This is a genomic window from Streptococcus equinus (assembly GCF_900104225.1).
Lineage (GTDB): Bacteria > Bacillota > Bacilli > Lactobacillales > Streptococcaceae > Streptococcus > Streptococcus equinus_D.
The window spans coordinates 189,461-214,554 of record NZ_FNJK01000003.1; the positions used below are offsets into that span (position 1 = coordinate 189,461).

At 37.2% G+C, this 25,094-nt stretch carries 21 protein-coding genes and 1 pseudogene; 18 read left to right on the plus strand and 4 right to left on the minus strand.

Translation table 11 applies throughout. The features are described from left to right. Positions 1-11: 11 nt before the first annotated feature. A pseudogene (locus tag BLP98_RS06080) lies at positions 12-2,724 on the minus strand (GH36-type glycosyl hydrolase domain-containing protein). Positions 2,725-3,103: 379 nt separating this feature from the next. On the opposite strand from BLP98_RS06080, the gene BLP98_RS06085 reads away from it, so the two are divergent. The 13 genes from BLP98_RS06085 (at position 3,104) to dltD (ending at position 16,038) form a co-directional block, all read left to right on the plus strand. Continuing rightward, entirely contained in the window at positions 3,104-4,471 is a 1,368-nt protein-coding gene (locus BLP98_RS06085; RefSeq protein ID WP_074482397.1) for an ABC transporter substrate-binding protein, read from the plus strand. A gap of 176 nt (positions 4,472-4,647) precedes the next feature. After that, complete coding sequence (locus BLP98_RS06090; protein WP_058832839.1) at positions 4,648-5,592, plus strand: carbohydrate ABC transporter permease; 945 nt, start codon at positions 4,648-4,650, stop codon at positions 5,590-5,592. After that, positions 5,592-6,437, plus strand: a complete 846-nt coding sequence (locus BLP98_RS06095; protein WP_074482398.1) for a carbohydrate ABC transporter permease — start codon at positions 5,592-5,594, stop codon at positions 6,435-6,437. Before BLP98_RS06090 ends, BLP98_RS06095 begins: the two co-directional genes overlap by 1 nt. Before the next feature lie 25 nt (positions 6,438-6,462). After that, entirely contained in the window at positions 6,463-7,788 is a 1,326-nt protein-coding gene (bglS, locus tag BLP98_RS06100) for a beta-glucanase (RefSeq protein WP_074482399.1), read from the plus strand. Positions 7,789-7,815: 27 nt separating this feature from the next. Then, positions 7,816-8,463 (plus strand): beta-glucanase, encoded by a 648-nt coding sequence (bglS, locus tag BLP98_RS06105; RefSeq protein ID WP_074482400.1) that lies wholly within the window; start codon positions 7,816-7,818, stop codon positions 8,461-8,463. A 159-nt stretch (positions 8,464-8,622) separates the two neighbouring features. Next, complete coding sequence (locus BLP98_RS06110) at positions 8,623-9,417, plus strand: helix-turn-helix domain-containing protein (protein WP_074482401.1); 795 nt, start codon at positions 8,623-8,625, stop codon at positions 9,415-9,417. 311 nt (positions 9,418-9,728) lie between these two features. Next, positions 9,729-10,418 (plus strand): response regulator transcription factor, encoded by a 690-nt coding sequence (locus tag BLP98_RS06115; protein ID WP_074482402.1) that lies wholly within the window; start codon positions 9,729-9,731, stop codon positions 10,416-10,418. Beyond that, on the plus strand, positions 10,412-11,569 hold the full coding sequence (locus BLP98_RS06120; protein ID WP_200795913.1) for a sensor histidine kinase: 1,158 nt from the start codon (positions 10,412-10,414) through the stop codon (positions 11,567-11,569). The genes BLP98_RS06115 and BLP98_RS06120 overlap by 7 nt, the downstream gene beginning before the upstream one ends. 9 nt (positions 11,570-11,578) lie before the next feature. After that, positions 11,579-11,701: a teichoic acid D-Ala incorporation-associated protein DltX gene (locus BLP98_RS06125; protein WP_074482404.1), complete on the plus strand. Its 123-nt coding sequence runs from the start codon at positions 11,579-11,581 to the stop codon at positions 11,699-11,701. A 15-nt stretch (positions 11,702-11,716) separates the two neighbouring features. Next, positions 11,717-13,255: a D-alanine--poly(phosphoribitol) ligase subunit DltA gene (gene dltA / locus BLP98_RS06130; RefSeq protein WP_074482405.1), complete on the plus strand. Its 1,539-nt coding sequence runs from the start codon at positions 11,717-11,719 to the stop codon at positions 13,253-13,255. After that, on the plus strand, positions 13,252-14,514 hold the full coding sequence (gene dltB / locus BLP98_RS06135) for a D-alanyl-lipoteichoic acid biosynthesis protein DltB (RefSeq protein WP_074482406.1): 1,263 nt from the start codon (positions 13,252-13,254) through the stop codon (positions 14,512-14,514). Before dltA ends, dltB begins: the two co-directional genes overlap by 4 nt. Positions 14,515-14,540: 26 nt before the next feature. Then, the gene (gene dltC, locus BLP98_RS06140) at positions 14,541-14,780 is read left to right on the plus strand and encodes a D-alanine--poly(phosphoribitol) ligase subunit DltC (protein ID WP_074482407.1); all 240 of its coding nucleotides are present in this window, start codon (positions 14,541-14,543) and stop codon (positions 14,778-14,780) included. Next, complete coding sequence (gene dltD, locus BLP98_RS06145) at positions 14,773-16,038, plus strand: D-alanyl-lipoteichoic acid biosynthesis protein DltD (RefSeq protein ID WP_074482408.1); 1,266 nt, start codon at positions 14,773-14,775, stop codon at positions 16,036-16,038. Before dltC ends, dltD begins: the two co-directional genes overlap by 8 nt. 58 nt (positions 16,039-16,096) lie before the next feature. On the opposite strand, the gene BLP98_RS06150 is transcribed toward dltD, so the two are convergent. Further along, positions 16,097-16,978, minus strand: a complete 882-nt coding sequence (locus BLP98_RS06150) for a LysR family transcriptional regulator (RefSeq protein WP_074482409.1) — start codon at positions 16,976-16,978, stop codon at positions 16,097-16,099. Positions 16,979-17,135: 157 nt separating this feature from the next. Here BLP98_RS06150 and BLP98_RS06155 point away from each other — a divergent pair, with 157 nt between their 5' ends. Together BLP98_RS06155 and BLP98_RS06160 are read left to right on the plus strand one after the other, a co-directional pair. Then, positions 17,136-18,758: a malolactic enzyme gene (locus tag BLP98_RS06155; RefSeq protein WP_074482410.1), complete on the plus strand. Its 1,623-nt coding sequence runs from the start codon at positions 17,136-17,138 to the stop codon at positions 18,756-18,758. A 21-nt stretch (positions 18,759-18,779) separates the two neighbouring features. After that, entirely contained in the window at positions 18,780-20,051 is a 1,272-nt protein-coding gene (locus tag BLP98_RS06160; RefSeq protein ID WP_074482411.1) for a 2-hydroxycarboxylate transporter family protein, read from the plus strand. Positions 20,052-20,171: 120 nt separating this feature from the next. Here BLP98_RS06160 and BLP98_RS06165 read toward each other — a convergent pair whose 3' ends face one another. Next, positions 20,172-21,365: an L-lactate MFS transporter gene (locus BLP98_RS06165; protein ID WP_074482412.1), complete on the minus strand. Its 1,194-nt coding sequence runs from the start codon at positions 21,363-21,365 to the stop codon at positions 20,172-20,174. A 139-nt stretch (positions 21,366-21,504) separates the two neighbouring features. Beyond that, entirely contained in the window at positions 21,505-23,070 is a 1,566-nt protein-coding gene (locus BLP98_RS06170; RefSeq protein WP_200795914.1) for an ATP-binding cassette domain-containing protein, read from the minus strand. Between the two features lie 164 nt (positions 23,071-23,234). Here BLP98_RS06170 and BLP98_RS06175 point away from each other — a divergent pair, with 164 nt between their 5' ends. Genes BLP98_RS06175 through BLP98_RS06185 form a run of 3 tightly spaced genes read left to right on the plus strand, consistent with a single transcriptional unit; the run spans position 23,235 to position 25,088 of the window. After that, positions 23,235-24,005: a TatD family hydrolase gene (locus tag BLP98_RS06175; RefSeq protein ID WP_074482414.1), complete on the plus strand. Its 771-nt coding sequence runs from the start codon at positions 23,235-23,237 to the stop codon at positions 24,003-24,005. Continuing rightward, the gene (gene rnmV / locus BLP98_RS06180) at positions 23,998-24,567 is read left to right on the plus strand and encodes a ribonuclease M5 (RefSeq protein ID WP_074482447.1); all 570 of its coding nucleotides are present in this window, start codon (positions 23,998-24,000) and stop codon (positions 24,565-24,567) included. The genes BLP98_RS06175 and rnmV overlap by 8 nt, the downstream gene beginning before the upstream one ends. After that, positions 24,564-25,088 (plus strand): DUF1697 domain-containing protein, encoded by a 525-nt coding sequence (locus tag BLP98_RS06185; RefSeq protein WP_074482415.1) that lies wholly within the window; start codon positions 24,564-24,566, stop codon positions 25,086-25,088. The genes rnmV and BLP98_RS06185 overlap by 4 nt, the downstream gene beginning before the upstream one ends. Positions 25,089-25,094 lie beyond the last annotated feature (6 nt).

Below are 25,094 nucleotides of genomic sequence, written 5' to 3' on the forward strand. Positions count from 1 at the left end.
CTTTCATTTCCTTAGTCTAATGTAATGACAATTTCATGAACGTCATCGCTAAGTTTAGCGAGGTCAGATTTTGTGATGAAGGCAAAAGCATCATCGGTAACGTCGATTTCTTTATTATCACAAGTAGCTTTTTTAATAATGTATTTTCCAAAGTCTTTTTGATTTGGATTATCGTAGTGAATTTGGAAAGTCTTATCAGCAAATTGTGTTGTAATGCTTGCGCGACCTTTTTCATCAAATTGCTCTGCAAGAAGTTTAGGATAAAGGATAAGGTCACCGGCTTTTCCGTGAACACCAAAGGCTTCAGTAACCATTGTCAACATGTACCAGCTTGCAGCACCTGTTAAGTAGTGGTAAACTCCACGACCGTCAGCACGGAAGTATTCAGGGATACCCGGATAGATACGGCTAGTTTCAAAGTTCAATGCTGTATCAGAGAGTGTTTTAAGGGCTTTCCAACCTTCTTTAGCAAATCCACGACGGTAAAGTGCGTTAGCGTACATAACGGTCATGTGAGAGAAGACAGCACCATTTTCTTTTTCACCGTAAGCAAAACCAAACATACGTCCAAGGTCTGTTTTGATTTCTTTGAAATCTGTATTGAGACGGTAGCCACCGATTTCAGGACGGTAGAGGTAGTGGTCTGCGCTAGCGGTGATTTTACGGATTTGTTCATCTGTAGCGACATAGTTCATGATAGGGAAGACTTGTCCAGTCAACATCATATGCATACGGTCATTATAGAAGCCGTCAGTTGGTTTGCTGCTGTTGTCATAGTAGCTGTTGTAGCATCCTTCTTGGTCGTTGAAGTCAAGCCATTCTTGTTTTTGAAGGTGTTGACGTAACCAAGCGGCTTTTTGAATAAGGTTAAGAGCAAGTTCAGAAAGAGAAATTCTGATTTTACGTCCTTTAACGTTGTGACGACATTGATTTGTATAGGCTTCAAGAATTTGGTGTTTGCGTTCGATGTTATCGTAGATATCTGAATCTTTCTTAAGCAAAAGTCCAATTTCTTCAAGAATTTCAATAGAATCTGTGTTAGTTTGACTTTCTAATAGGCGAATCAAGTTGGCAAGATCCATTAAGTTACCAGAATAAGCTGCGGTAAAGGCAACACTTTCACCGTTTTCATCAGCCATATCAAGAGCATCGTTCCAGTCAGCTCCGCGGAGACGATAAATATTATGTTTACCAACTTCGTAGAATCCTGTCAAATGTTGAATCAACAAGTGTTCGAGGATACTACCAGTGTAAATGGCATCGTCAGCTGTACGTTGTTGGTTACCGTAAGCATCGTTCCAGTCTTGATCGATTTCAGTTCCACGTTTAACGTGTGGATCTTTGAAGTATGAGACTTCTTTAGTCAAAATATCGATATCACCAGTTTGGTCGATATAGAGTTTAGTTGTCATCAAAGGCCAAAGAGCATGGTCCATCCAAACACGAGTGATACCATTACGGTCAGCTAGGAAGTTTCCGTCACCATCACCAATGATTGTAGCATTGGTCCCATCTAGACGGACACCTTTGTAGTTATTAACAATCATGTCACCAACAGTTTTTGGTTCCATTAGTAATAGTGACAAGCAATCTTGCCATAGGTCACGCCATCCGCGTCCACCACGTCCATAGTCATGGTGTGGAAGGAATGAACAACCAAAGAGGCGACGAAGGAATGGTTGGAAACATACCCATTTCATGTAGCTATCAAAGTCACTGTCACCTGTCTTGAAGTCAACACCGACTTTTTCTTGCCAGTAATCTTTAGTTTCTTCCAATGTTTTATCAACAGTAGCTAGATTTTTGTATTTATTAGCGACGGCTTGGATGTTTTCAGTTTTATCATTAATCCCCATTAATAGGATAAAAGTTTTACTTTGGCCTGCTGCTAGGGTAAAGCTTTCAAATTTGAAAGCTCCCATAGCTTCACGGCCATCAATACGAGTGTCGCTAGTAACGCCAGCTGTTTCTTTGTACACGGCAGCAGGATGAGTAAATGTTCCACCTTCTCCGATGAACATTTCTACAGTTGGATAGAAAGTTTCAGGGGTTTTTTGGGCATCATCAAAACCAAGTACATAATAAATTTGATGATTAAGCTGGTGACCACGTTCGTCAAATGAGTTCGTCAAATGACATTGTAGGGCAAACGAGAACGCCATCTTCAGTTGTTGAAATACGGTGAAGCATTGAAGTAACGTTTCGGTGATCACGGATATTATCAGCACTGCGTCCGAAAATTGGAATGGCACCAAAAGCAGTTAAGTTTTGATCTTTATCAGATAAGTTTTCAAGTGTCACACGCATGATTTCGACATTTTCATCACGTGGGACAAAAGAAGTAATAGTAGATTTTAATGGTAAGTTAGCGGCTTTACGTTCAACAGTATGCCACATAAAACCAGCTTTAACTGTATTTTCTTCTTCTTGATTTGAGAAGCGGAGAGCTTCTTGCTGAGCAGAAGCTCCTGTTGCAGAATAAACATTTCCTTGATCATCGCGAACCCAGAAATTACGAGTTGAACGATTGTTGTGGAGGTTATCCACACTGACAGGTTCTAATAGGAAAGTTTCTTGATTAATCTTTGAATCACCACCTAAGTTAGGAGTGACAGCACTTTTTAGTCCAACTTCTGATGCAAGTGGAAAGTACAAAGAACTAATATTTTCTGCTTGGGAAAGTTTGAAATCTCCCTTGTTGTTAGTAAATGTTAATGGCTTCATAGTTATCTCCTTTATCTTCTGCCACATATTTTAGTCGAAATTGAATTTTGAGAAAACAAAAAAGAAGAGAAAAATATCATAATTATGATATTAACTGAAGAAGTGTCATTTTTTGTACATAAACTCTTTTATTAGGGAATTACAGTGTTTAAAGTTAGAAAAACGGCTAAAACCATTGATATAAAAGGAATTTCACTGTTTTTATTGAAAAGGTTTACCTATCAAAAAGATTAGAAAAACATAATTTTTTATAAAACTTTTTTCAAACATGGTCATAAAAATGACATTTTTTAAAATATTATAATATAACACTCCTGTTAATCGAGGTATAATGCAGTTACAAAAAACATGAGGGGAAACCTCAAAAAGGAGAAGGATTATGAACAAAAAAGTAAGCGCTTTTATAGCGATTGCTCTTGCAGCAGGGACAATGGTTGGTTGCTCTTCTAAATCAAGCACATCAGCTTCAGGTGCAGAAGGCAAAGTTATCAACATCTACTCTTGGAATGATGAATTCCGTCAACGTGTAGAAGCTGTTTATCCAGAAGTTAAATCAACTTCTAAAGATGGAACAGTTACTAAACTAAAAGACGGTAGTGAAATCCACTGGATTATCAATCCAAACCAAGATGGTGTTTACCAACAAAAATTGGATGAAGCGCTTGAAAAACAAGACTCAGCTTCTGCTGATGATAAAGTCGATATTTTCCTATCAGAAACTGACTACGTTTCAAAATACACTTCTAAAAAAGCAAACGTTGCGATGCCTTTGAAAGATTTGGGAATCAATCCTAAGAAAGATTTGGCTGACCAATATGATTTCACTAAAGAAACAGCTTCTGATGAAGATGGTGTTCAACGCGGTTCAACTTGGCAAACATGTCCAGGTGTTCTAATCTATCGTCGTGATATTGCAAAAGATGTCTTTGGTACTGATGACCCAACAGCAGTTGGTGAAAAAGTTAAAGACTGGGATACTATGAAAGCAACATCACAAGAACTTCTTAATAAAGGTTACTACACATTTGCATCATATGCTGATACATTCCGTTTGTACGGTAACAGTATTTCTAAACCTTGGGTTGAAAAAGGTTCAACAACTGTACGTGTAGACCCTCAAATCATGAACTGGGTTAAAGATTCTAAAGAATGGCTTGACGCTGGTTACTTCAATAAAACAGTTAAAGGTCAATGGACAGATGACTGGAACAAAGCTATGGGTTCACAATCTAAAGTCTTTGCATTCTTGTTCCCAGCTTGGGGTATTGACTTTACTTTGAAATCTAACTGGGATGGTGCTGATGGAGAATGGGCAGTTACTAATCCACCACAAGAATATAACTGGGGTGGTTCATACATCCACGGTGCCGAAGGTACTGATAATCCTAAACATGTTAAAGAAATCATCAAAGCTTTGACAGCTGATAAAGATAACCTCTTGAAGATTTCTAAAGATTACCAAGACTTCACAAATACTAAATCTGGTATGGAAGCAGCAGCTAAAGATGATAGCTTCAAATCAGACTTCCTTGGTGGTGAAAATGCTTATTCTTACTATGCACCAGTTGCAGAAAATATCAAGATTGCACCATTGTCATCATATGACCAAGGTTGTGTTGAATTGATTCAAAATGCCTTTAATGATTACCTACAAGGTAAAGTAAGCTATAACAAAGCTAAATCAAACTTTGAAACAGCCATTAAAGAACGTTATCCAGAAATTACAGATGTTAAATGGCCAGACTAAATAGCTTAAAGAGTTTGGGTCGATTGTCCTAGACTTAAATGCTATTAGTTTAGAGGATTGAGTCGTTTAATAGAGGGTTTTAGAATTTTGGTAGACCTTGCGGGGGCGAGTTAGAAAATCGATTCCAGATGGAAGGTGTTCTGACTTGCTCCCCGTATTTTGGAGGAGTGATAAAGATGAAAAAAAGACGTAAGCGTATAGATTATGGGAAATGGGGATATATTTTCATCCTTCCCTTCTTCCTAATTTTCTTCATTTTCTCTTTTATACCTTTGGTAGATACCATTCGGTATAGTTTCTTTGAATATTATCGTTCAGGGATGACAGAAATTGGCCCTAACTTTGTTGGGTTAAAAAATTACGTGAGCTTACTGCATTCAGATATGTTGAAATATGCGGCAAATACAATGATTATGTGGTTGATTGGTTTTATTCCACAGATTGTCATTGCTTTGCTACTTGCTAACTGGTTTGTTGATGCACGACTAAAAATTCGTGGACGACAATTCTTTAAAGTTGTCATTTATTTGCCAAACTTGATCATGGCCTCAGCATTTGCCATGTTATTCTTCACACTCTTTTCAACAAATGGTCCTATCAATTCTATCTTGGAATCACTTGGTTGGATTAAAGAACCAATTGATTTTATGGGATCAGCTCTAGGAACTCGTTCATTGGTTGGTGTGATGAACTTCTTGATGTGGTTCGGTAATACAACAATCATGTTGATGGCAGCTATCATGGGGATTAGCCCAGATATCTTTGAAGCTGCTGAAATTGATGGTTGTAACAGTCGTCAACGTTTCTTCTATATCACTTTGCCAATGATTCGACCAATTTTAGCTTATACATTGATTACTTCAATTATCGGTGGTTTGCAAATGTTCGACGTTCCTCAAATCTTGACAAATGGACAAGGTTCACCAGACCGTACGTCAACTACTTTGATTATGTTCTTGAATAATCATTTGAAGAGCAAGAACTACGGTATGGCGGGTGCACTATCAGTTTACCTCTTTGTGGTTAGTGCTATTCTTTGTTGGTTCGTTTACCGTATGACTAACAATGAAATTAAAATGACCAAACACCAATTGAAACACAAAGGTAGAAAGGCGAAATAATGTCAACAAAAGCAAAAAACAGATTACGTGTTATTGTGGCACATTTTGTATTAATTACCTTATCATTCATGTGCCTATTCTTCTTTTATATCTTGATTATCAATGCGACACACTCACATGCTGAGTTGCAAAAAGGCTTTTCAGCACTACCAGGTGCTTCATTATTTGATAATCTGAGTAAGGTAGCTAATGATGGTAGCTTCCCAATGTTTCATGGGATTTTGAATAGCTTGATTATTTCAGGTTTGACAGCTGCTATCTGTACTTACTTCTCAGCATTAACTGCTTATGGTTTATATGTTTATGATTTTAAATTGAAGAAAGTTGCCTTTACTTTCATTTTGGCGATTTTGGTTATGCCAACACAAGTTACTTCAATGGGTTTCTTGCGTTTAATCACTAACATGGGAATGTACGATAGTTGGCTTCCATTGATTATTCCATCAGTAGCTTCACCAGCGGTCTTCTATTTCATGTATAGCTACTTGGAATCATCATTACCAATTTCATTGGTAGAAGCTGCACGTATTGATGGTTCAAATGAATTTAGAACATTTAACACGATTGTCCTTCCAATTATGAAACCGGCTATTGCGGTTCAAGCAATCTTTACCTTTGTTGGTTCTTGGAATAACTACTTCATTCCAGCCTTGGTTATTCAAACAAAGAGCAAGATGACCGTACCAATTTTGATTGCAACATTACGTGGTGCAGACTATATGAACTTTGATATGGGTAAAATCTACACTATGATTTTAGTTGCTATCGTCCCAATTATTATTGTTTATCTTTTCCTTTCAAAATACATCATTGCAGGTGTTACACTCGGTGGTGTTAAGGAATAATTTATAAGAGAAAAAAGGAGATTTCATGTCTAAGAAAGATGTAGTAAAGTACATTTGCTACGCAACTGCTTTGTGCAGTTTAAATGTTGGAGTTAATTTTGTATCAGCTGATGAGGTAAATAATGTTGCATCAACAGATAATGCAGCACTTGTGACAAATGCTCAAACGACTAATACAGAAGAAAATGTCAGTGAAGCAGGCAATCAAGCTATTGCCCAAGTCCCTAATCAAACCTCAGAATCAAATGCAGTTTCTTCTGATGAAGCAGGTGACACTAATCAAACAGTACTAGCTTCTAATGAACAAGCGCAGACTAATGTTCAATCAACTGACAATCAAGAGCAAACTGATTCTCAGTTAACTGCTACAGAAAATACTGATTCAGATTCTGAAGATACAACAGAAGCACCTGAACAAGTTCTTCACACAGGTGATTATCGTGTAGATTTTGATAACTATGACGATACTACAATGGAACGTTCTGACTGGTTCAATGGTGATCCATTTGATTGTCGCTGGGTTCCAGATAATACGGTTGTTAAAGATGGCACATTGACATTGACAATTGACCGTAACAACACACGTGCTTACAGTTATAATGCTGCTGAATGGCGTACGCGTGAATTCTTTGGTTATGGTATGTATTCTGTTCGTATGCAACCAATTAGTAATCCAGGCGTTGTATCATCATTCTTTACTTACACTGGTCCAAGTGACAACAATCCTTGGGATGAAATCGATATTGAATTTCTCGGAAAAGACACAACAAAAGTTCAATTCAACTACTACACTAGCGGTGTGGGTGGGCATGAATACCTTTATGATTTAGGATTTGATGCTTCACAAGCCTATCACGTTTATGGTTTTGATTGGCAAGCTGATCACATCACTTGGTATGTTGATGGTGTTGCGGTTTACACAGCGACTGAAAATCTCCCAGTTACACCAGGTAAAATCATGATGAATGCTTGGCCAGGAATTGGTGTTGATGATTGGTTAGCACCATATGATGGTCAAACACCACTTGTTGCTTATTATGATTGGATTTCTTACAACGGCAATAAAGTAGAAGTTGAAAATCCAGCGGTTGAGGCATATCAAAAAGCAAAAGCTGCGGCAGCTGATTTGGCAGCTTCAACAGCCTCTGCAACATCAACAATTTCATCAACACAAGTAACAACAAATCAAGCAGCAGTCACACAATCTGTATCAACAGCTAGTCTTGCTAAAAATTCATTCCTAGCTTTGCCAGAAACTGGTCAACGTCCAAGCAAATTGTTGACAATTTCTGGTGTCTTGGTAGCCTTCCTTGGCTTCTTAGCACTTCCTTTTAAAAAAGGTAAATTATAATATCAAGAAAGTATGAGTGTTAAAAACATGAAGATAAATCAAGAAGCACATTTTAAGACAACTTTTGAAACTTATGATGCGTCTTATATGGAATTACGAACAGGTGCAAATGGTGATATGTTTGATTGCATTTGGCAACCTGATAATGTTAATTTTGAAGGTGATGGTCTTAGTTTAAAGATTGATCGTGATGCTGCTGGTTATACTGGTGGTGAATGGCGAACAAGAGAATATTTCCATTATGGTTTTTATCAAGTTCGTATGAAAGCTATTAAGAACACTGGTGTGGTGACATCGTTTTTCACCTACACAGGTCCAACTGATGGTACAAAATGGGATGAAATTGACATTGAATTTCTTGGCAAAGATACAACAAAAGTTCAATTTAACTATTTTACTGATGGTGTTGGTAATCATGAATATCTTTATGATTTAGGATTTGATGCTTCAGAAGAATGGCACACTTATGGTTTTGAATGGCGTGAAGACCATATTACTTGGTATGTTGATGGAAAAGCGGTTCATACAGTGACTGAAAATCTTCCAAGTACGCCTGGAAAAATCATGATGAACGTTTGGCCAGGAGTTGGTGTTGATGATTGGCTAGATCATTATGATGGAAAGACACCTTTGTACGGTTACTATGATTGGATTAGCTATGATAAAGAATCTTAAAGAAGCTAATATTCAAAACTGGTAATCTTCTTTGTAGGAATAGAAATAAAATCTCCATTGGAGATTTTATTTATTTCATTGCACTTGATTTTTATCAAAAGTACAGAAATGTGGTAAAATGATAAGAAAATAGTAATCGTTTACAAGAAGGAGATTGGGATGAATTATAAGGATGAGTGGAGACTTTTAGCCATTAGTGATAATTTGGATGATGTGGAGCATCGTCCTTTGACGGAAGAGTTCTTATTTTATCAAGCAGTTGCAACAGGTGATGTTGAGGCAGTTCGTAAAAATTGTGAACAAGAGCGTTTTGTGTCAGAAGATGGTGTGGGAACTCTTTCACGTAATCCAATTACGAATTTGAAATATCATTTTGTCATTACAACTGCAATGATTACACGCATGTGTGGTCAAAATGGTATGGAATTGGAACAAGCGTTTAGACTTAGTGACTTTTATATTCAAAAACTTGATGATCTTCACACTGTTCAAGAAGTTCAAAATCTACATGATGAAATGGTTATTGATTACACTGAACGTATGCGACGTGAAATTCAAAAAGATGTCATTTCAAAACACGTATCAGATTGTAAAGATTATATTTATTGTCATGTTAAAGAACGTATTACAGTGGAACAATTGGCAACTGAATTTGGTATCTCAGCAAGCTATCTTTCACGTTTATTTAAGAAAGAAGTCGGTGTTTCTGTTAGCACCTATGTGAAAAATAAGAAAATTGAAGTTGCAAAAGATTTGCTGAAATTTAGTGATTATTCAATGATTGAAATTGCCAATCATTTATCATTTTCATCTCAAAGTCACTTTATTCAACAATTTAAGGAAGTTGTCGGAATCACTCCTAAAAAATATCGTGACACACATCATAACGTCAAGTGGAATGAAAAAATTTGGTCAGAAGGTAGCAAAGCTAGTAAATCTTCTGAAGCCATGTAATAATTGATTGAATTATAAAGCCTGAGAAATTGTCTCAGGCTTTTTTGGTTTTTTCGCTTAACTTACAGCTTTGTAAGGACATTTGGAGAGATTAAGTATAAACTAGGAATAAAGAAAACTGCCACATTTTTGCCTTAAAATTTCATCAATTTACACGGACTTTTAGGGCTAAGCTTACTTATAATGGTTTGGTATAAGTCCCTGTGAGAAATAGATTTAATCAGGCAATCTTAAAAAATAAAGAAAATTTCAAGGTTAATTCAATTTTGGCGTTTTATACTAGATTTTGAGTAAAAGGGGAGGAGAGACAGTTGAGAATTTTAGTGGTCGAGGATGAGCAGGGAATTGCGGAAGCTATTCAAGCCATTCTTGAAAATCATCGTTATGAAGTTGATTTGGTTTTTGATGGTGAGTCTGCACTAGATTATATTTTAACGGGACTTTATGATTTAATTCTTTTGGATATTATGTTGCCAAAACTTGATGGTGTCAGTGTTTTGAAGCGCGTGCGCCAAATGGGAATGGAAGTTCCAATCATTTTTTTGACAGCCAAATCTCAATTAGAAGATCGAGTCTTGGGGCTTGATTTAGGGGCTGATGATTACATGACAAAGCCATTTGAAGCAGAAGAGTTGTTAGCACGTATTCGATTACGAACACGCCAATCATCGATTACTCAGGTGAATCATCTCAAGTTTGGAAATTTGATACTAAATCAGGATACTAGAGAGTTAACGGTAGCAGAACGTGATGTTAAGCTTTCTAATAAAGAGTTTCTTTTGATGGAAACTTTCATGCGTAATCCACAGAAAATCATTCCCAAAAACCAGTTAATTTTAAAGGTTTGGGGACCTTTGGATGAGTCAGATTATAATCAGCTGGAAGTCTTTATCTCCTTTTTACGTAAAAAACTTCGGTTTTTGGCAGCAAGTGCCGCTATTAAAACAACCAAAGGTGTTGGATATTCGCTAGAAGATGGAGAGAAAGAAGGCTCATCATGAAGAATCTTCGGCTAAAATTTGTCTTGATTACCATGTCCATGTTAACGGCTATGGTTTTGATTTTATTGGTTATTAGCGACCGTTACGATAGGTATTGGGATGAATATGATACTTATCGAATTGTTAAATTGGTGGCTAGCAATGGCTATGTTAAGGAGAATACTGATGAAGCTATCGCTTTTACAACCATTGATGAGGATAATAAGATAAACGTTCAAGTTAACAATACTTTCTTAACTAATAAAGAGGTTAAAGAAGTTAGTCGGGACTTGTTGGATAGAGGTAAAAAGAGTTGGAAATGGCATGATTACATCTATTCTTTGAAAGAAACGAAAGATGGAACTTGGCAAGTTGTTTTTATTGATTTTTCGAGTTATTCAGCTTCCTATGCTCAGATTTTTCTTATCACTGTTTATGTCATTTTTGGGCTTCTTTTGCTCACGGGAGTTAGTATTTATTTGTCACGGTTTATTGTTCAGCCGGCTCAAGATGCCATTGATCGTGAGAAACGATTTGTTTCAGATGCAAGTCATGAATTGAAGACACCAATTGCTTCGATTCGTGCTAATGCTCAGGTTTTGCAAAGCCAAATTGAGCCGAATCGTTACTTGAATCATATTCTTTCTGAAACAAAACGAATGGAACATTTGATTCAAGAGCTTCTTGGCTTATCTAAACTTGATAAAGATGGCAGAGCTCATTTTGATAAAGTTAATCTTTCAAGCATTTGCCAAGAAATGATTCTGAGTTACGAAAGTTTAGCCTATGAAGAAGGTAAGTTAATCGAAGATAATATCTCAGAAAATATCGAAGTTCTTGGAAAAGAATCTCAGTTGAAGCAATTGATTACCATCCTTTTGGATAATGCTATTAAGCATTCTTTGGACAAGGGAAAGATTAAGGTCGATTTGCTGCAAGAAAAGAAAACGGCTATTTTACGAGTGTCAAATCCTAGCCAAGTCTACCCAGATGATGTGTTAAATAATCTTTTTGAACGTTTCTATCAGGCTGAAGATTCTCGTAACAGTAGTTCAAGTTTTGGTTTAGGATTAGCGATTGCCAAAGCAATTGTGGAAAAACATAAAGGTAGTATCAAAGTTTGGCAAGCTGACGGTAATTTAACGTTTGAGGTGCAACTACCAATTAAATAAGGAGTTTCAATGAAAGATAGTACTCGATTTCTATTAAAAACCTTGTTTTATTTTGTGATTTTTATGGTTTTAATTTATTTTTTCAGTTATCTTGGTCGTGGTCAAGGTAATTTCATCTACAATGAGTTTTAGAAAGGTAAACTGTTCATGTTACACGATATGATTGAGAGAATTGAGCATTTTGCTCAAACGCAGGGCGATTTTCCAGTCTACAATGTCTTAGGAGAAGTTCATACTTACCGTGACTTGAAGGAAAATTCAGATTCTCTAGCAGCTTATATTGATTTTTTGAAGCTAGAAGAAAAATCTCCTGTTCTTGTTTTTGGAGGACAAGAGTATGATATGTTAGCTACTTTTGTAGCGTTGACAAAATCTGGACATGCTTATATTCCAGTTGACCAACATTCAGCTCTTGAGCGTATTGAAGCTATTTTAGAAGTAGCTGAGCCAAGCTTGATTATTGCAGTAGGTGATTTTCCTTTGGAAATAACGAATATTCCAATGATTAAGCTTGACCAATTACAGACGATTTTCGCTCAAAAAACGGACTATCAATTGACTCACCCTGTCAAAGGTGATGATAATTATTACATCATCTTTACATCTGGGACAACTGGTAAACCAAAAGGGGTTCAAATTTCCCATGATAACCTTCTTAGCTTTACCAATTGGATGATTTCGGACAAAGAGTTTTCAGTACCAGAACGTCCACAAATGTTGGCACAACCACCATATTCGTTTGACTTGTCAGTCATGTATTGGGCACCAACTTTAGCACTTGGTGGGACACTCTTTGCTCTTCCGAAAGAATTAACAACTGACTTCAAGCGACTCTTTACAACCATTAATAAATTGCCGATTGAGGTTTGGACATCAACACCATCATTTGCTGATATGGCCATGTTGTCAACTGATTTTAATCAAGAAACATTGCCAAACTTGACGCATTTTTATTTCGACGGTGAAGAGTTGACGGTGAAAACAGCTCAAAAATTACGTAGCCGTTTCCCTAAAGCACGCATTGTTAATGCTTATGGACCAACGGAAGCTACAGTTGCGCTTTCTGCGGTAGCTATCACAGATGAGATGTTGGAAACATGTAAACGTCTGCCGATTGGTTATACTAAGGCTGATTCTCCAACCTTTGTCATTGATGAAAATGGCAAAGCTCTCCCGAATGGTGAACAAGGTGAAATTATCGTGTCTGGTCCAGCGGTCTCAAAAGGCTATCTCAATAACCCAGAACGTACTCAAGCTGCTTTCTTTGAATTTGAAGGATTACCTGCCTATCACACAGGTGACTTGGGAGTGATGACTGATGAGGGACTCTTACTATACGGTGGACGTATGGATTTCCAAATCAAATTTAATGGTTACCGTATTGAGCTTGAAGAAGTTTCACAAAATCTTAATAAATCAGAATACATCAAGTCTGCTGTTGCTGTTCCACGCTACAACAAAGACCATAAGGTCCAAAATTTGTTGGCTTATGTGGTGTTGAAAGAAGGAGTTGCGGAGCAATTTGAACGTCAATTGGATATCACTAAGACTATCAAAGAAGATTTGAAAGATATCATGATGGATTATATGATGCCTTCAAAATTCCTTTACCGTGAAAGCCTACCGTTGACACCAAATGGCAAAATTGATATCAAGGGCTTGATGAACGAGGTAAATAGTCGATGATTGAGTTTCTCCATCAATTGCCGCATTTAGAAGCTTACGGAAATCCGCAATATTTTCTTTATCTGATTGTGGCAGTTTTACCTATCTTTATCGGACTTTTTTTCAAAAAAAGATTTCCTGTTTATGAAGCTTTGGTTAGCCTGGCTTTTATCATTTTAATGTTGACAGGGAAAAATCTTTATCAAATAACTTCTCTGTTAGCTTATGTTATCTGGCAAGTATTTCTTGTTTTTGTTTACAAAACTTACCGAAAAAATCATAATAACAAATGGATTTTTTACCTTAGTGTTTTTCTAGCTATTTTACCTTTGGCTTGGACTAAGGTTACCCCATTAATGACTATCGATAATCATCAATCGCTCTTTGGATTTTTAGGGATTTCCTATCTAACTTTCCGTGCGGTTGGGACGATTATGGAAATGCGTGATGGTGTCTTAAAAGAGTTTAGTTTATGGCAATTTTTGCGTTTTCTTCTCTTTATGCCAACTTTTTCAAGTGGTCCGATTGATCGTTTTAACCGCTTTGATGAAGACTATGAGAACATTCCTGAAAAAGATGAACTGCTTGATATGCTTGAAGAGAGTGTTCGTTATTTGATGCTTGGTTTTCTTTATAAGTTTATCTTGGCATACATCTTTGGAACGCTTATTATGTCGCCGTTAAAAGAAGAAGCACTAGAAATGGGCGGTGTCTTTAACATCGCAACTTTGGGTGTGATGTACGCCTATGGTTTTGATTTGTTCTTTGATTTTGCGGGATACAGCATGTTTGCGCTAGCTATTTCAAATCTTATGGGGATTAAAAGTCCAGTTAACTTTAATCAGCCATTTAAATCACGTGATTTGAAGGAATTTTGGAATCGTTGGCACATGAGCTTGTCATTTTGGTTCCGTGACTTTGTCTTTATGCGCTTGGTTAAAGTACTCGTTAAACACAAAGTCTTTAAAAACCGTAATGTGACCTCAAGTGTTGCTTATATTATTAACATGTTAATTATGGGATTCTGGCATGGTTTAACGTGGTATTATATTGCTTACGGTTTATTCCATGGAGTTGGTCTGGTGATTAACGATGCTTGGGTTCGTAAGAAGAAAAAAATTAATCGTGAACGTAAAAAACAAGGCTTATCGCCATTACCTGATAATAAATGGACACAAGGTCTTGGTATTTTCATCACATTTAACGTTGTGATGTTGTCGTTCTTACTATTTTCAGGGTTCTTGGATCAATTATGGTTCCCTCAACCACCTGCAAAATAAAAATTCAATATAAAGGAGTTTAGCAAATGGATATTAAATCAGAAGTATTAGCAATTATTGATGATCTTTTTATGGAAGACGTTTCAGACATGATGGATGAAGATTTGTTTGATGCAGGCGTCCTTGATAGTATGGGAACTGTCGAATTAATCGTTGAATTGGAAAGTCATTTTGATATTGAAATCCCAATTTCAGAATTTGGACGTGATGATTGGAATACTGCTAATAAAATCATTGCTGGAATAGAGGAACTTCGCAATGCTTAAACGCCTTTGGCAAATTCTAGGACCAGTTATTTGTGCTCTGTTACTTGTATTCATTATCCTTGGCAGTGTCTCTGTTTCCAATAAATCTCACTCCCTAGAAGTTGAAAAGAAAGATGCTGTTTCCTTAAGCAAAACAGGTTTTAAGAGCAAATATAAAAAGGTTCGTGCTTTAACGGATCCAAATCATCGTTTCGTTCCTTTCTTTGGTTCAAGTGAGTGGCTGCGCTTTGATAAAATGCACCCTTCTGTCATTGCAGAAGCTTACAATCGTTCTTATACACCATATTTGCTTGGCCAAAGAGGATCTGCTTCATTGACACACTTTTATGGCATTCAACAAATTAATGGTGAATTAAAAAATAAGCAGGCTGTTTATTTTATTTCACCTCAGTGGTTTACGTCTAAAGGAGCAAATGCGGCTGCATTTCAAACCTATTTTAGCAGTGGACAAGCCATTGATTTCTTGCAAAGCCAAACAGGAACAGCTTATGATCGTTATGCTGCTAAACGTTTCTTGAAACTTTATCCAGAGTCTTCATTCAAAGACATGATGGAAAAAGTAGCTGAAGGCAAAAAATTATCAGCAGCTGATAAGAGAAAACTCAGAACTCAAAGTGTTGTTTATCAAAAAGAAGATGCTTTTTTCAGTCGCGTTTCTGTGATTGATCATTACGATAGCAAAGTAGTTACTCAAGCTAAAAAACTCCCAAATGCTTTTTCCTATCACTGTTTAGAAAAAGAGGCGACAGCAGCTGGTAAAAAGGCAAGTAGCGGTAACACTTTCGGCATTGATAATGGCTTTTATGATATTCGCATTAAGCCAAGATTGAAAGACCTCAAAAATTCCCAACGTAAATTTAACTACTTAAAATCACCGGAATACAACGATTTACAATTGGTTTTGAATCAATTTGCTCAAAATGATACCAATGTTCTTTTTGTTATCCCACCTGTCAACAGTAAATGGTCAGATTACACAGGACTTAACGAAGACATGTATCAAAAAGCAGTTGAAAAAATCAAATACCAGTTGCAAAGTCAAGGATTTAAAAATATTGCAGATTTCTCAAAAGATGGTGACAAAGCTTACTTTATGCAAGACACTATCCACATGGGATGGAATGGCTGGGTAGCCATGGATAAAGCTGTTAATCCATTTTTGACTGAAAAACAAAGTAAACCAAACTACCAAATCAACAAACAATTTTTAAGTAAAAAATGGGCTAATTATACTAAAGACCCTAATTCATTCTATTAAAAAATTTAACAGGACAAAAAACTCAACCCGAATAAGGTTGAGTTTTTTGTTTTATTCACTATGACACTTTTTCAATTAACTCAATCAGTTTTTCAGTTTCTTCCGACAAAACAGCATGTTTTGAATGAGCATAACTGACGTAGAATGTGATGCTATCCTCTTTTGCTAATGGGATTTTGACGAGCTGGTCAGAATCACTGGCTAAAGCAATATCTGATAGAAGTGAGATGCCCATGTTTTCAGTAACCATTTGTTTGATAACTGATACATCATCGATTTTGAATAGGACAGATGCTTGGTCGTGATAGCGATGATTCAACTGGTTGAAGGCTGTTAAGTGGATATTGTGTTCATCTAGCAGAATGAATTTTTCAAAGAGAATATCTTGAAATGATAATTCTTTTTGATTTGCTAATGGGTGATTTTTAGAAAGAACAACATAAAAATCTTTTTTGAAGAGTTGTCGGATAATCAGTTGATCATTTTTGATGGGGGTTAGTGAGCCAAGCAGACTAAAATCGATTTGCCCATCGAGCAATTTCATCATGAGGCTATTTGAACCACCACGAATGGCTTTTACCTGTGAAAAAGGTTCCAAGTTTTCATTTTGTTCCAGCAATTCAGTCAAAATATAATTACAGATAATGGGCGGAAAACCAACTGTCATCATAGGGTTAAGTGATTGATGAACCTCATTAACTGCTGTTTTGATTTGTAGTAAGACATCCTCCACGTGACTTTGAAAAATATCACCTTGTAAGGTTAATTCGGCAGTACGGTGCGAAGGATCTTTAATGACTAAGTCACAGTCCAACTCTTTTTCTAAGCGCTTGATAGCGTAAGAAATAGTGGGTTGGCTGACCTTGAAATGCTGCGCTGTTCCAGTATAGGATTTTGATTTGGCTAACTGGTAAAAATACTCTAAATCACGTAAATTCATGCCTACCTCCTTGACTTATTTTATCATATTCTTTGGGATTCTACTTATAAATAATTTTTATTAAAACTGCTGGGTTTGACTATAAGAAGTTTGGAAGTTTATAATGACCCGCATAAGATCTTTCTACATATTTAATATACTATCAGGAGGAAAAATCATGCGTGGACATGAAATTCTAAATAACCCGTTTTTAAATAAAGGTACTGCCTTTACCATGGAAGAACGTAAAGAACATGGATTGCTTGGTATTTTGCCACCTTACGTTCAAACAATCGAAGAACAAGCTGAACAAGCTTACCAACATTTCTTGCGTAAACCATCAAATCTTGAAAAACGTCATTTCTTGATGGAAATCTTTAACACTAACCGTACACTTTTCTACTACCTATTCAACCAACACATCGTTGAATTCAATCCAATCGTATATGATCCAGTTATCGCCGAAACAATCGAAGAATACAGTGAATTGTACGTTGATCCACAATACGCTGCATACCTTGATATCAACCACCCAGAAAACATCGAAGAAACATTGCGTAATGCTGCTGGCGACCGCGATATCCGTTTGATCGTTGTAACAGATGCTGAAGGTATCCTTGGTATCGGTGACTGGGGTGTACAAGGTGTGGATATCTCTGTTGGTAAATTGATGATCTACACAGCTGCAGCTGGTATTGATCCTGCGTCAGTTATGCCACTTGTTATCGATGCTGGTACAAACCGTAAAGAACTTTTGGAAAACCCAATGTACCTTGGTAACCGTCACGAACGTGTTACAGGTGACCAATACTATGAATTCATCGAAAAATTTGTTCAAACAGCTGAAAACATGTTCCCTAAATTGTACCTTCACTGGGAAGATTTCGGTCGTTCAAATGCTGCTAACATTCTTAACAAATACAAAAAAGAAATTCCAACATTTAACGATGACATCCAAGGTACTGGTATCGTAGTTCTTGGTGGTATCTTCGGTGCTATGGACATCACTGGTGAAAAACTAACTGACCAAGTTTATCTATGCTACGGTGGTGGTTCTGCTGGTGCTGGTATTGCTGACCGCGTTCACGCTGAAATGGTTTCAGAAGGTTTGACTCCAGAAGAAGCTTACAAACACTTCTTCATGATTGACAAACAAGGTCTTCTTTTCGATGACATGGAAGATTTGACACCTGCTCAAAAACCATTTGCTAAAAAACGTGAAGACTTCGCTGACTGCGGTGATATGACTAGCCTTCTTAACATTATTAAAACAGTTAAACCAACAATCTTGGTTGGTACATCAACTGATGCTGGTGCCTTCACTAAAGAAGTTGTTGAAGCAATGTGTGAAAACACTGAACGTCCAGTTATCTTCCCAATTTCAAACCCAACTAAGAAATTAGAAGCAACTGCTGAGCAAGTTATCGAATGGTCAGACGGTAAAGCCTTCGTTGCTACTGGTGTGCCTTCAGGTACAGTAAGCTACAAAGGTGTTGATTACCAAATCGGACAAGCTAACAACGCTTTAATCTACCCAGGTCTTGGTCTTGGTATGTTGGCATCTGAAGCTTCACTTCTTACAGACGAAATGATTGGTGCGGCTGCTCACTCACTTAGCGGTCTTGTAGATCCAGGTCAACCAGGTGCACCTGTTCTTCCACCATTCCAATACGTTGCTGAAGTTTCTATCAAAGTTGCGGAAGCTGTTGCCAAAAAAGCTCAAGAACAAGGTTTAGCTCAAGCTGAAGAAAAAGATATGGCTAAAGCTGTTCGTGACCTTAAATGGTATCCAAAATATTAATGAAGGAGGATAACCATTCGTATGAAAAAATTCTCTGACGTTAAAATCGCGGGTATTTCATTGCCCCTTTATACGGCTCTGGTTATCGTCTTAGCTGCTGTTATTGCTATGGGTAAATTGCCACTGAACATGGTGGGAATTACCTTTATGTTAGTTGTTTTAGGGCACCTCTTTTACTTCCTTGGTGAAAGATTACCATTTTGGAATACCTATCTTGGTGGTGGCTCTGTATTTACCCTTCTTTTAGCTGCAGTGCTAGCTACAACTGGCCTTATCCCGAAGACAGTTGTAGCAGCTACCTCAGCCTTTATGAGTGATTGGGGCTTTCTAGATTTTTACATCGCTGCTCTTATCTGCGGTTCAATTTTGGGAATGAATCGTAAGCTCTTGGTGAAAGCATCTGCACGTTTTATTCCAGTTGCACTTTTATCAATGGTCGTTGGATTTTTTGCGACCGGTGTTGTCGGAGCTCTTCTTGGTCAGGGCTTCGGGCACTCTGTCATGTATATCTCCTTTGCGCAAATGGCAGGTGGTATGGGAGCAGGGATTGTTCCTTTATCTAAAATTTATGCTGCTGGTCTTCACACAGATGCTTCATCAATCTTGTCACAATTAGCACCAGCAACTACATTAGGAAATATTTTTGCTATTATTGGTGCTATTGTGTTGGCGCGTGGATTTGCTAATACAAAATTTAATGGACATGGTGTACTTATCCCTGTTAGCAAGGATGAGTTGGAAAAAGCACCAGTAACACCTGACCCAACTAAAATCGGTGTTGGAATGTTGATTGCGTTTGCTCTTTTCCTTATTGGTGTCATTTTGAATGCTTTTGTTCCAAAAGTGCACAGCTATGCCTTTATGATTATCATTGTGTTTATCCTCAAAGCACTTGATATCGTTCCAAAACCATTAGAAGAAGCTGTAGTCATGTTTAACCGTGTGATTATGGTGAATTTAACGCATGCTGTTTTAGCTGGAATTGGACTTGCAATGATTGATCTAACATCACTTGCGCAAGCTATGACATGGCAATTCGTTCTTATCAGTTTAACATCTGTTGTTTCAATGGGACTTGCTAGCTGGATTTTTGGTAAGGTTTTAGGTATGTATCCAGTTGAAACAGCTATTGGTGCTGGTATGATTAATAATTCTATGGGTGGTACCGGAAATATTGCTGTGCTTTCAGCCGCAAACCGCATGGAAATGATTGCCTTTGCTCAGATGGCGAATCGACTAGGTGGGGCTATTGTCCTCATTCTAGGTGGAATCTTAATCCAATTCTTACATTGATTCAACAATCTTTACTCCTTAAAAATGTGTTTGGATAACTTTTAAAATTTTTATCAACTCTGAAAAAAACTAGACAAAACAGAACCCCTTAGCCTAAAAATAGGCTAGGGGGTTATTTGGTTAGTTAAGGTATTTATCTGTCTTTTGTTGTTTCAACCAGAGCATAATAGCTAAGGCAACAAGGTATAGGACAATGAAGAGAATAAGAGTTGTCGTGTATGATTGGGTTGCTGAGAAGGTTACAGCTAATAGCATAGGACCAGCTAGCGCAGCCATTGCCCAAGCGGTCAAAATATAACCATGCATGGTTGCTAGTTCCTTGGCACCAAAAATATCGCTCAGATAAGGTGGAATCAGTGAAAAACCAGCGCCATAGCAGGTCATGAGAACAGCCATAGCAAAAGTAAATAATGCTGGAGCATGGAAGAAGATGAGAGATACCGTCATGAGGATATTAACGACAAATAAAATCAAGAAAGTTAAGGGACGTCCGATGTAGTCTGATAAACTAGCCCAGAGCAATCTGCCAAAGCCATTGAAAATTCCCATAAGCCCAACGATGATAGCAGCTTGGTTAGCAGACATGCCAGCTAAATCTTGTGCCATCGGTGAGACAACAGAGATTAAGGCTAAACCACACGAAATATTGATGAAAAGAATAAGCCAAAGAAGATAGAATTCTACGGTTTTAAGAGCCTTTTTAGCACCGATACCTTGGCTTAATTCATCAGTATCATCTTTGCTGCAAGCAGGAAATTTGAGAAATTGTGAGACAATAAACATAACCACAAAATATGTAAAACCTAAGAGATAGAAAGTGTTGATGATGCCATAGTGTGTGATTAAGAAATGTGCGACTGGACTTGTTAGAAGAGAGGCAAAGCCAAATCCCATAATTGCCAATCCAGTTGCCAGTCCACGTTTATCAGGGAACCATTTGATAATCATTGAGACTGGTGTCACGTAGCCAGTACCAAGGCCAATACCGCCAAGAACACCATAGCCTAGATAAAGTAATAAAAGACTATGATTAGCAAGTGCTACTCCAGTTAAGATATTTCCAGATGCGTACAAGATAGCTGAGATGGTTCCAGTCATCCTAGGACCAAATTTCTCAACAACTTGTCCCATAAAGGCAGCAGACATGCCAAGACAGAAAATCGCAAGTGAGAAGGTAAAAGCAATCGAAGATTGGTTCCAGCCAGTTTCAGCGATAATAGGATTACGATAAACACTCCAAGCATAAGTAGATCCCAACATTAAATGCAAGATAACACCGCAGCTTGCGATGAGGTAACGATTTTTGGTTGACATGTTTTCTCCTTTTTACGAATGTTAAACCAATTAACTTTATAAACGTTAGGATATTATTATATCTTATTTTTTATAATAAGTAAAATAGTATTTTCGTTACACAAAAAGCGAATGATAAAAAGGGGATAGCTAAGAACGTTCAGAGATTTATAATTTGGTCAAATAAAGCTCTATTTTCATCGTATAAGTGGTGAGTAATCATGATGACAGTGAGTTCGTTTGTTTGTAGTAGCTTTCTTTCAATATCAATAGCAGTTAGCTTATCAAGATTAGATACCGCTTCGTCCATAATGACAATTGGCTTATTACCGAGTAATTCTCTAGCAATAGCAATTCTGGCAGCTTGACCTCCAGATAAATCATCTTGGAAAGTAGTATCTAAGCCTTTGCCGATAAACTTATCCACATGTGCAAAAGTTAAAACCTCTTTAAAAAATTTCTTATCCACAGAACGACCAAGCGTGAGGTTAGTACGTAATGTATCTTTAAAAAGATGAGCTTTCTGCGGAATTAAAGCAAAAATATTTTGTAAACTTTCTAGTGATATTTCTTGATAGTTATGGCTATCTAAATAAATGTCACCGTCATAATCTGTTAATTCTCCAGTTAAAATACGAATGAGTGTTGACTTCCCTGCACCTGAGCTGCCAATAAGGGCAACTTTTTCGCCTTTTGAAATTGTAAAGTCGGGAAAGGTAATTTGTTTTCCATTATCGAAACGGAGACTTAACCGATGACAAGTGATGTTTTGGTTAAAATCTGTTAGACTAATAGTTCTTTTGGTTGAAATTGTTTTAGGGTATTTATCAATTAGTTTAGTAGTTGCTTTATATGTGACGATATTGTATGCAGCTCCTCTAGTGTAATTAAATAGGCAGCTGGTTAGATTAGCAATTGAAAAGATAACCCCCGTAGTGATTTCACCCTTGATAACTAAATAACCTGTTGCGATGAAGATTATAACTTGTGCGATAATACTTGACATCATGGAAAGGGAATTAGCGCTACTTGATTCTCTAGTTAGCGTGACTTTAGCTTTGATAAGTTTACTAAAATCAGTTAAAATACGATTTTTAAAAAAGTCGGTTTGATTATTGTGATAGAAGATTTCAAAGCCCTCTAGGTAATCACTTGTTCTATTTAATGCTTGATTAGAGGTATTGGATACTTCTTCGGTTCTTAGAGCGATTTTTCCCTCAAAAACTTTAGGAATAAAATAAACGAAGGTTGTCATTATAATACTGACGATGAGTAATAACCAGTGGAAATAGATAATGGCAAAAGCATTTAAAGCGACTGTTACAATACTTTCAATAGCATCATAAAATTGTTTGAATCCATTATCTTTTAAAAGATTCATATCATTAATCAACCATGAGTTGTATTCAGATTTGGTGTGATGGTTATTACCAGAATAAGTGTTAACAATTAAGGAATTTAGTAAATCATCTCGTATGAAATTCACTTCTTTTTGGCAGAGTTTTTCTTTCAGACTATCTTTCCAAATTTGTAGGAGACTGTAGCCAGCCCAACAAAGAATATCAATGCAAGACCAAAAAATAAATTGGTTCCAATTGCTTTTTATTAAGGCATCAAGCATCCATGTTAAAGACAGTGAACTCATAACATTAGTTGCAACCCAAAACACAATAACAATAAGTAAAATGAGATTTTCTTTTTTTAATTTCCACAAGTAAGATAGCATAACCAAGATTTCCTCTTTTGTTGAATATACCTTTATTATAAAGAATTATCGTCATAAAGCAAACGGTTGCATAAGGATATTTTTGTTGAATATTATATCTAACTTTCCCTGATTTTCCTGGCACTTGCTTTGGTGTCTCTTGCGGTCTGTGTTATAATAAAACCATGGAAATATTTGATACACACACGCATTTGAATGCTGATGATTTTGCTGGGCGTGAAGCAGAAGAATTGGCACTTGCAAAAGAAATGGGCGTCACTCGACATAATGTTGTTGGATTTGATGCACCAACTATTAAACGCGCTATTGAGTTAGCTGAAGAATACCCAGAAATTTACGCCACAATTGGTTGGCACCCGACAGAAGCAGGTTCTTATAATCAAGAAATCGAGGACATGATTGTCTCAAATCTCTCACACCCAAAAGTGATTGGTCTAGGTGAGATTGGCCTTGATTACTACTGGATGGAAGACCCTAAAGAGGTTCAAATCGAAGTTTTTAAACGCCAGATTCAACTTTCAAAAGACCACAATTTGCCATTTATTGTCCACACACGCGACGCTATGGAAGATACTTACAAAGTGATTAAAGAAGTCGGTGTAGGGCCACGCGGTGGTATTATCCATTCATTTTCAGGCTCTTTGGAAATGGCAGAGCGTTTTATCGAGCTTGGCATGATGATTTCATTTTCAGGTGTTGTCACATTTAAAAAAGCTCTTGATGTTCAAGAAGCTGCGCAAAAATTACCGCTTGATAAGATTCTAGTTGAAACGGATGCGCCTTATCTTGCCCCAGTTCCAAAACGTGGTCGTGAAAACCGCACCGCCTATACTCGCTATGTTGTAGATAAAATTGCTGAACTTCGTGGATTAACAAGCGAAGAAGTGGCAAAAGCAACATCAGACAATGCAAAGAGGTTATTTAACTGTGACTGAAAAAATTAAAATCCAAGAAGTCTTAGTCGTTGAAGGGAAAGACGATACTGCAAATTTGCGTCGCTTTTACGACGTGGACACTTACGAAACACGCGGTTCAGCTATCAACGATGACGACCTTGAACGCATCGAAAAATTAAATAATCTTCGTGGTGTTATCGTCTTTACTGACCCTGATTACAATGGCGAACGCATTCGTAAAATCATCATGAATGCTATTCCAAACGTCAAACATGCCTTTTTAAATCGTGGTGAAGCCGTTCCAAAATCAAAAAGTAAAGGCCGCTCACTTGGTGTTGAACACGCTAGCTTTGAAGACTTACAAAAAGCTCTCAAAGGTGTTTTAGGAAACTTTGATGATGACAACCAATTTGACATCACAAAAGCTGATTTGATGCGCATGGGGCTGTTAATGGGTGGCGATAGCCGCAAACGCCGTGAATACCTCGGAGAAGAACTCCGTATTGGCTACAGCAACGGCAAACAACTCCTTAAACGCTTAGAACTCTTTGGCATCACTTTAGCCGAAGTAGAAGAAGCTATGGAGAGATATGAGGGATGAAAAAAGTTGCGCTTTTACGGGGAGTTACGCCAGTTGGGCAGAATCGTATTCCTAAAATGGCTTATCTGGCAGAGATTTTAACAGAAGCAGGTCTTGAAAATGTTAAGACATATATTCAAAGTGGCAATATCGTTTTTGAGACAACCTTGTCTGACGATGACATTTGTGCATTGATTCATGACACGATTCAGGCAAAAATCGGTGCGGATTTATCGGTTATCCTCAAAACGCAAGCCCAGTTTACGACGGCTCTTGCTGAAAGTCCCTTTGATGAAAGCTACGATGACTCACGTGTTCACCTTGTTTTTACAAATGACCAGTTTTCGCAGGATAAGTTAGCTGACCTGTTAGAAACTGACTTTGGTGATGAAATCTTGCGAGCAGGAAGTGAATGCCTCTATCTCTATTTACCAAGAGAAGCAAAGAAAAAGCGACTGAATACCAATTACCTTGAAAAACAGTTACATATCACAGCAACCATGCGAAAACGTCGCAGTATTTTGCGATTGAGCCAGATGTGATACAAT

Coding starts and splice junctions, on each gene's coding strand:
- BLP98_RS06155 (WP_074482410.1), top strand. CDS start 17,136: ATGCGTGGACATGAAATTCTAAATAACCCGTTTTTAAATAAAGGTACT.
- BLP98_RS06160 (WP_074482411.1), top strand. CDS start 18,780: ATGAAAAAATTCTCTGACGTTAAAATCGCGGGTATTTCATTGCCCCTT.
- BLP98_RS06175 (WP_074482414.1), top strand. CDS start 23,235: ATGGAAATATTTGATACACACACGCATTTGAATGCTGATGATTTTGCT.
- BLP98_RS06095 (WP_074482398.1), top strand. CDS start 5,592: ATGTCAACAAAAGCAAAAAACAGATTACGTGTTATTGTGGCACATTTT.
- BLP98_RS06125 (WP_074482404.1), top strand. CDS start 11,579: ATGAAAGATAGTACTCGATTTCTATTAAAAACCTTGTTTTATTTTGTG.
- bglS (WP_074482399.1), top strand. CDS start 6,463: ATGTCTAAGAAAGATGTAGTAAAGTACATTTGCTACGCAACTGCTTTG.
- dltB (WP_074482406.1), top strand. CDS start 13,252: ATGATTGAGTTTCTCCATCAATTGCCGCATTTAGAAGCTTACGGAAAT.
- BLP98_RS06170 (WP_200795914.1), bottom strand. CDS start 23,070: ATGCTATCTTACTTGTGGAAATTAAAAAAAGAAAATCTCATTTTACTT.
- dltD (WP_074482408.1), top strand. CDS start 14,773: ATGCTTAAACGCCTTTGGCAAATTCTAGGACCAGTTATTTGTGCTCTG.
- BLP98_RS06185 (WP_074482415.1), top strand. CDS start 24,564: ATGAAAAAAGTTGCGCTTTTACGGGGAGTTACGCCAGTTGGGCAGAAT.
- BLP98_RS06085 (WP_074482397.1), top strand. CDS start 3,104: ATGAACAAAAAAGTAAGCGCTTTTATAGCGATTGCTCTTGCAGCAGGG.
- dltC (WP_074482407.1), top strand. CDS start 14,541: ATGGATATTAAATCAGAAGTATTAGCAATTATTGATGATCTTTTTATG.
- BLP98_RS06110 (WP_074482401.1), top strand. CDS start 8,623: ATGAATTATAAGGATGAGTGGAGACTTTTAGCCATTAGTGATAATTTG.
- bglS (WP_074482400.1), top strand. CDS start 7,816: ATGAAGATAAATCAAGAAGCACATTTTAAGACAACTTTTGAAACTTAT.
- BLP98_RS06090 (WP_058832839.1), top strand. CDS start 4,648: ATGAAAAAAAGACGTAAGCGTATAGATTATGGGAAATGGGGATATATT.
- BLP98_RS06150 (WP_074482409.1), bottom strand. CDS start 16,978: ATGAATTTACGTGATTTAGAGTATTTTTACCAGTTAGCCAAATCAAAA.
- dltA (WP_074482405.1), top strand. CDS start 11,717: ATGTTACACGATATGATTGAGAGAATTGAGCATTTTGCTCAAACGCAG.
- BLP98_RS06165 (WP_074482412.1), bottom strand. CDS start 21,365: ATGTCAACCAAAAATCGTTACCTCATCGCAAGCTGCGGTGTTATCTTG.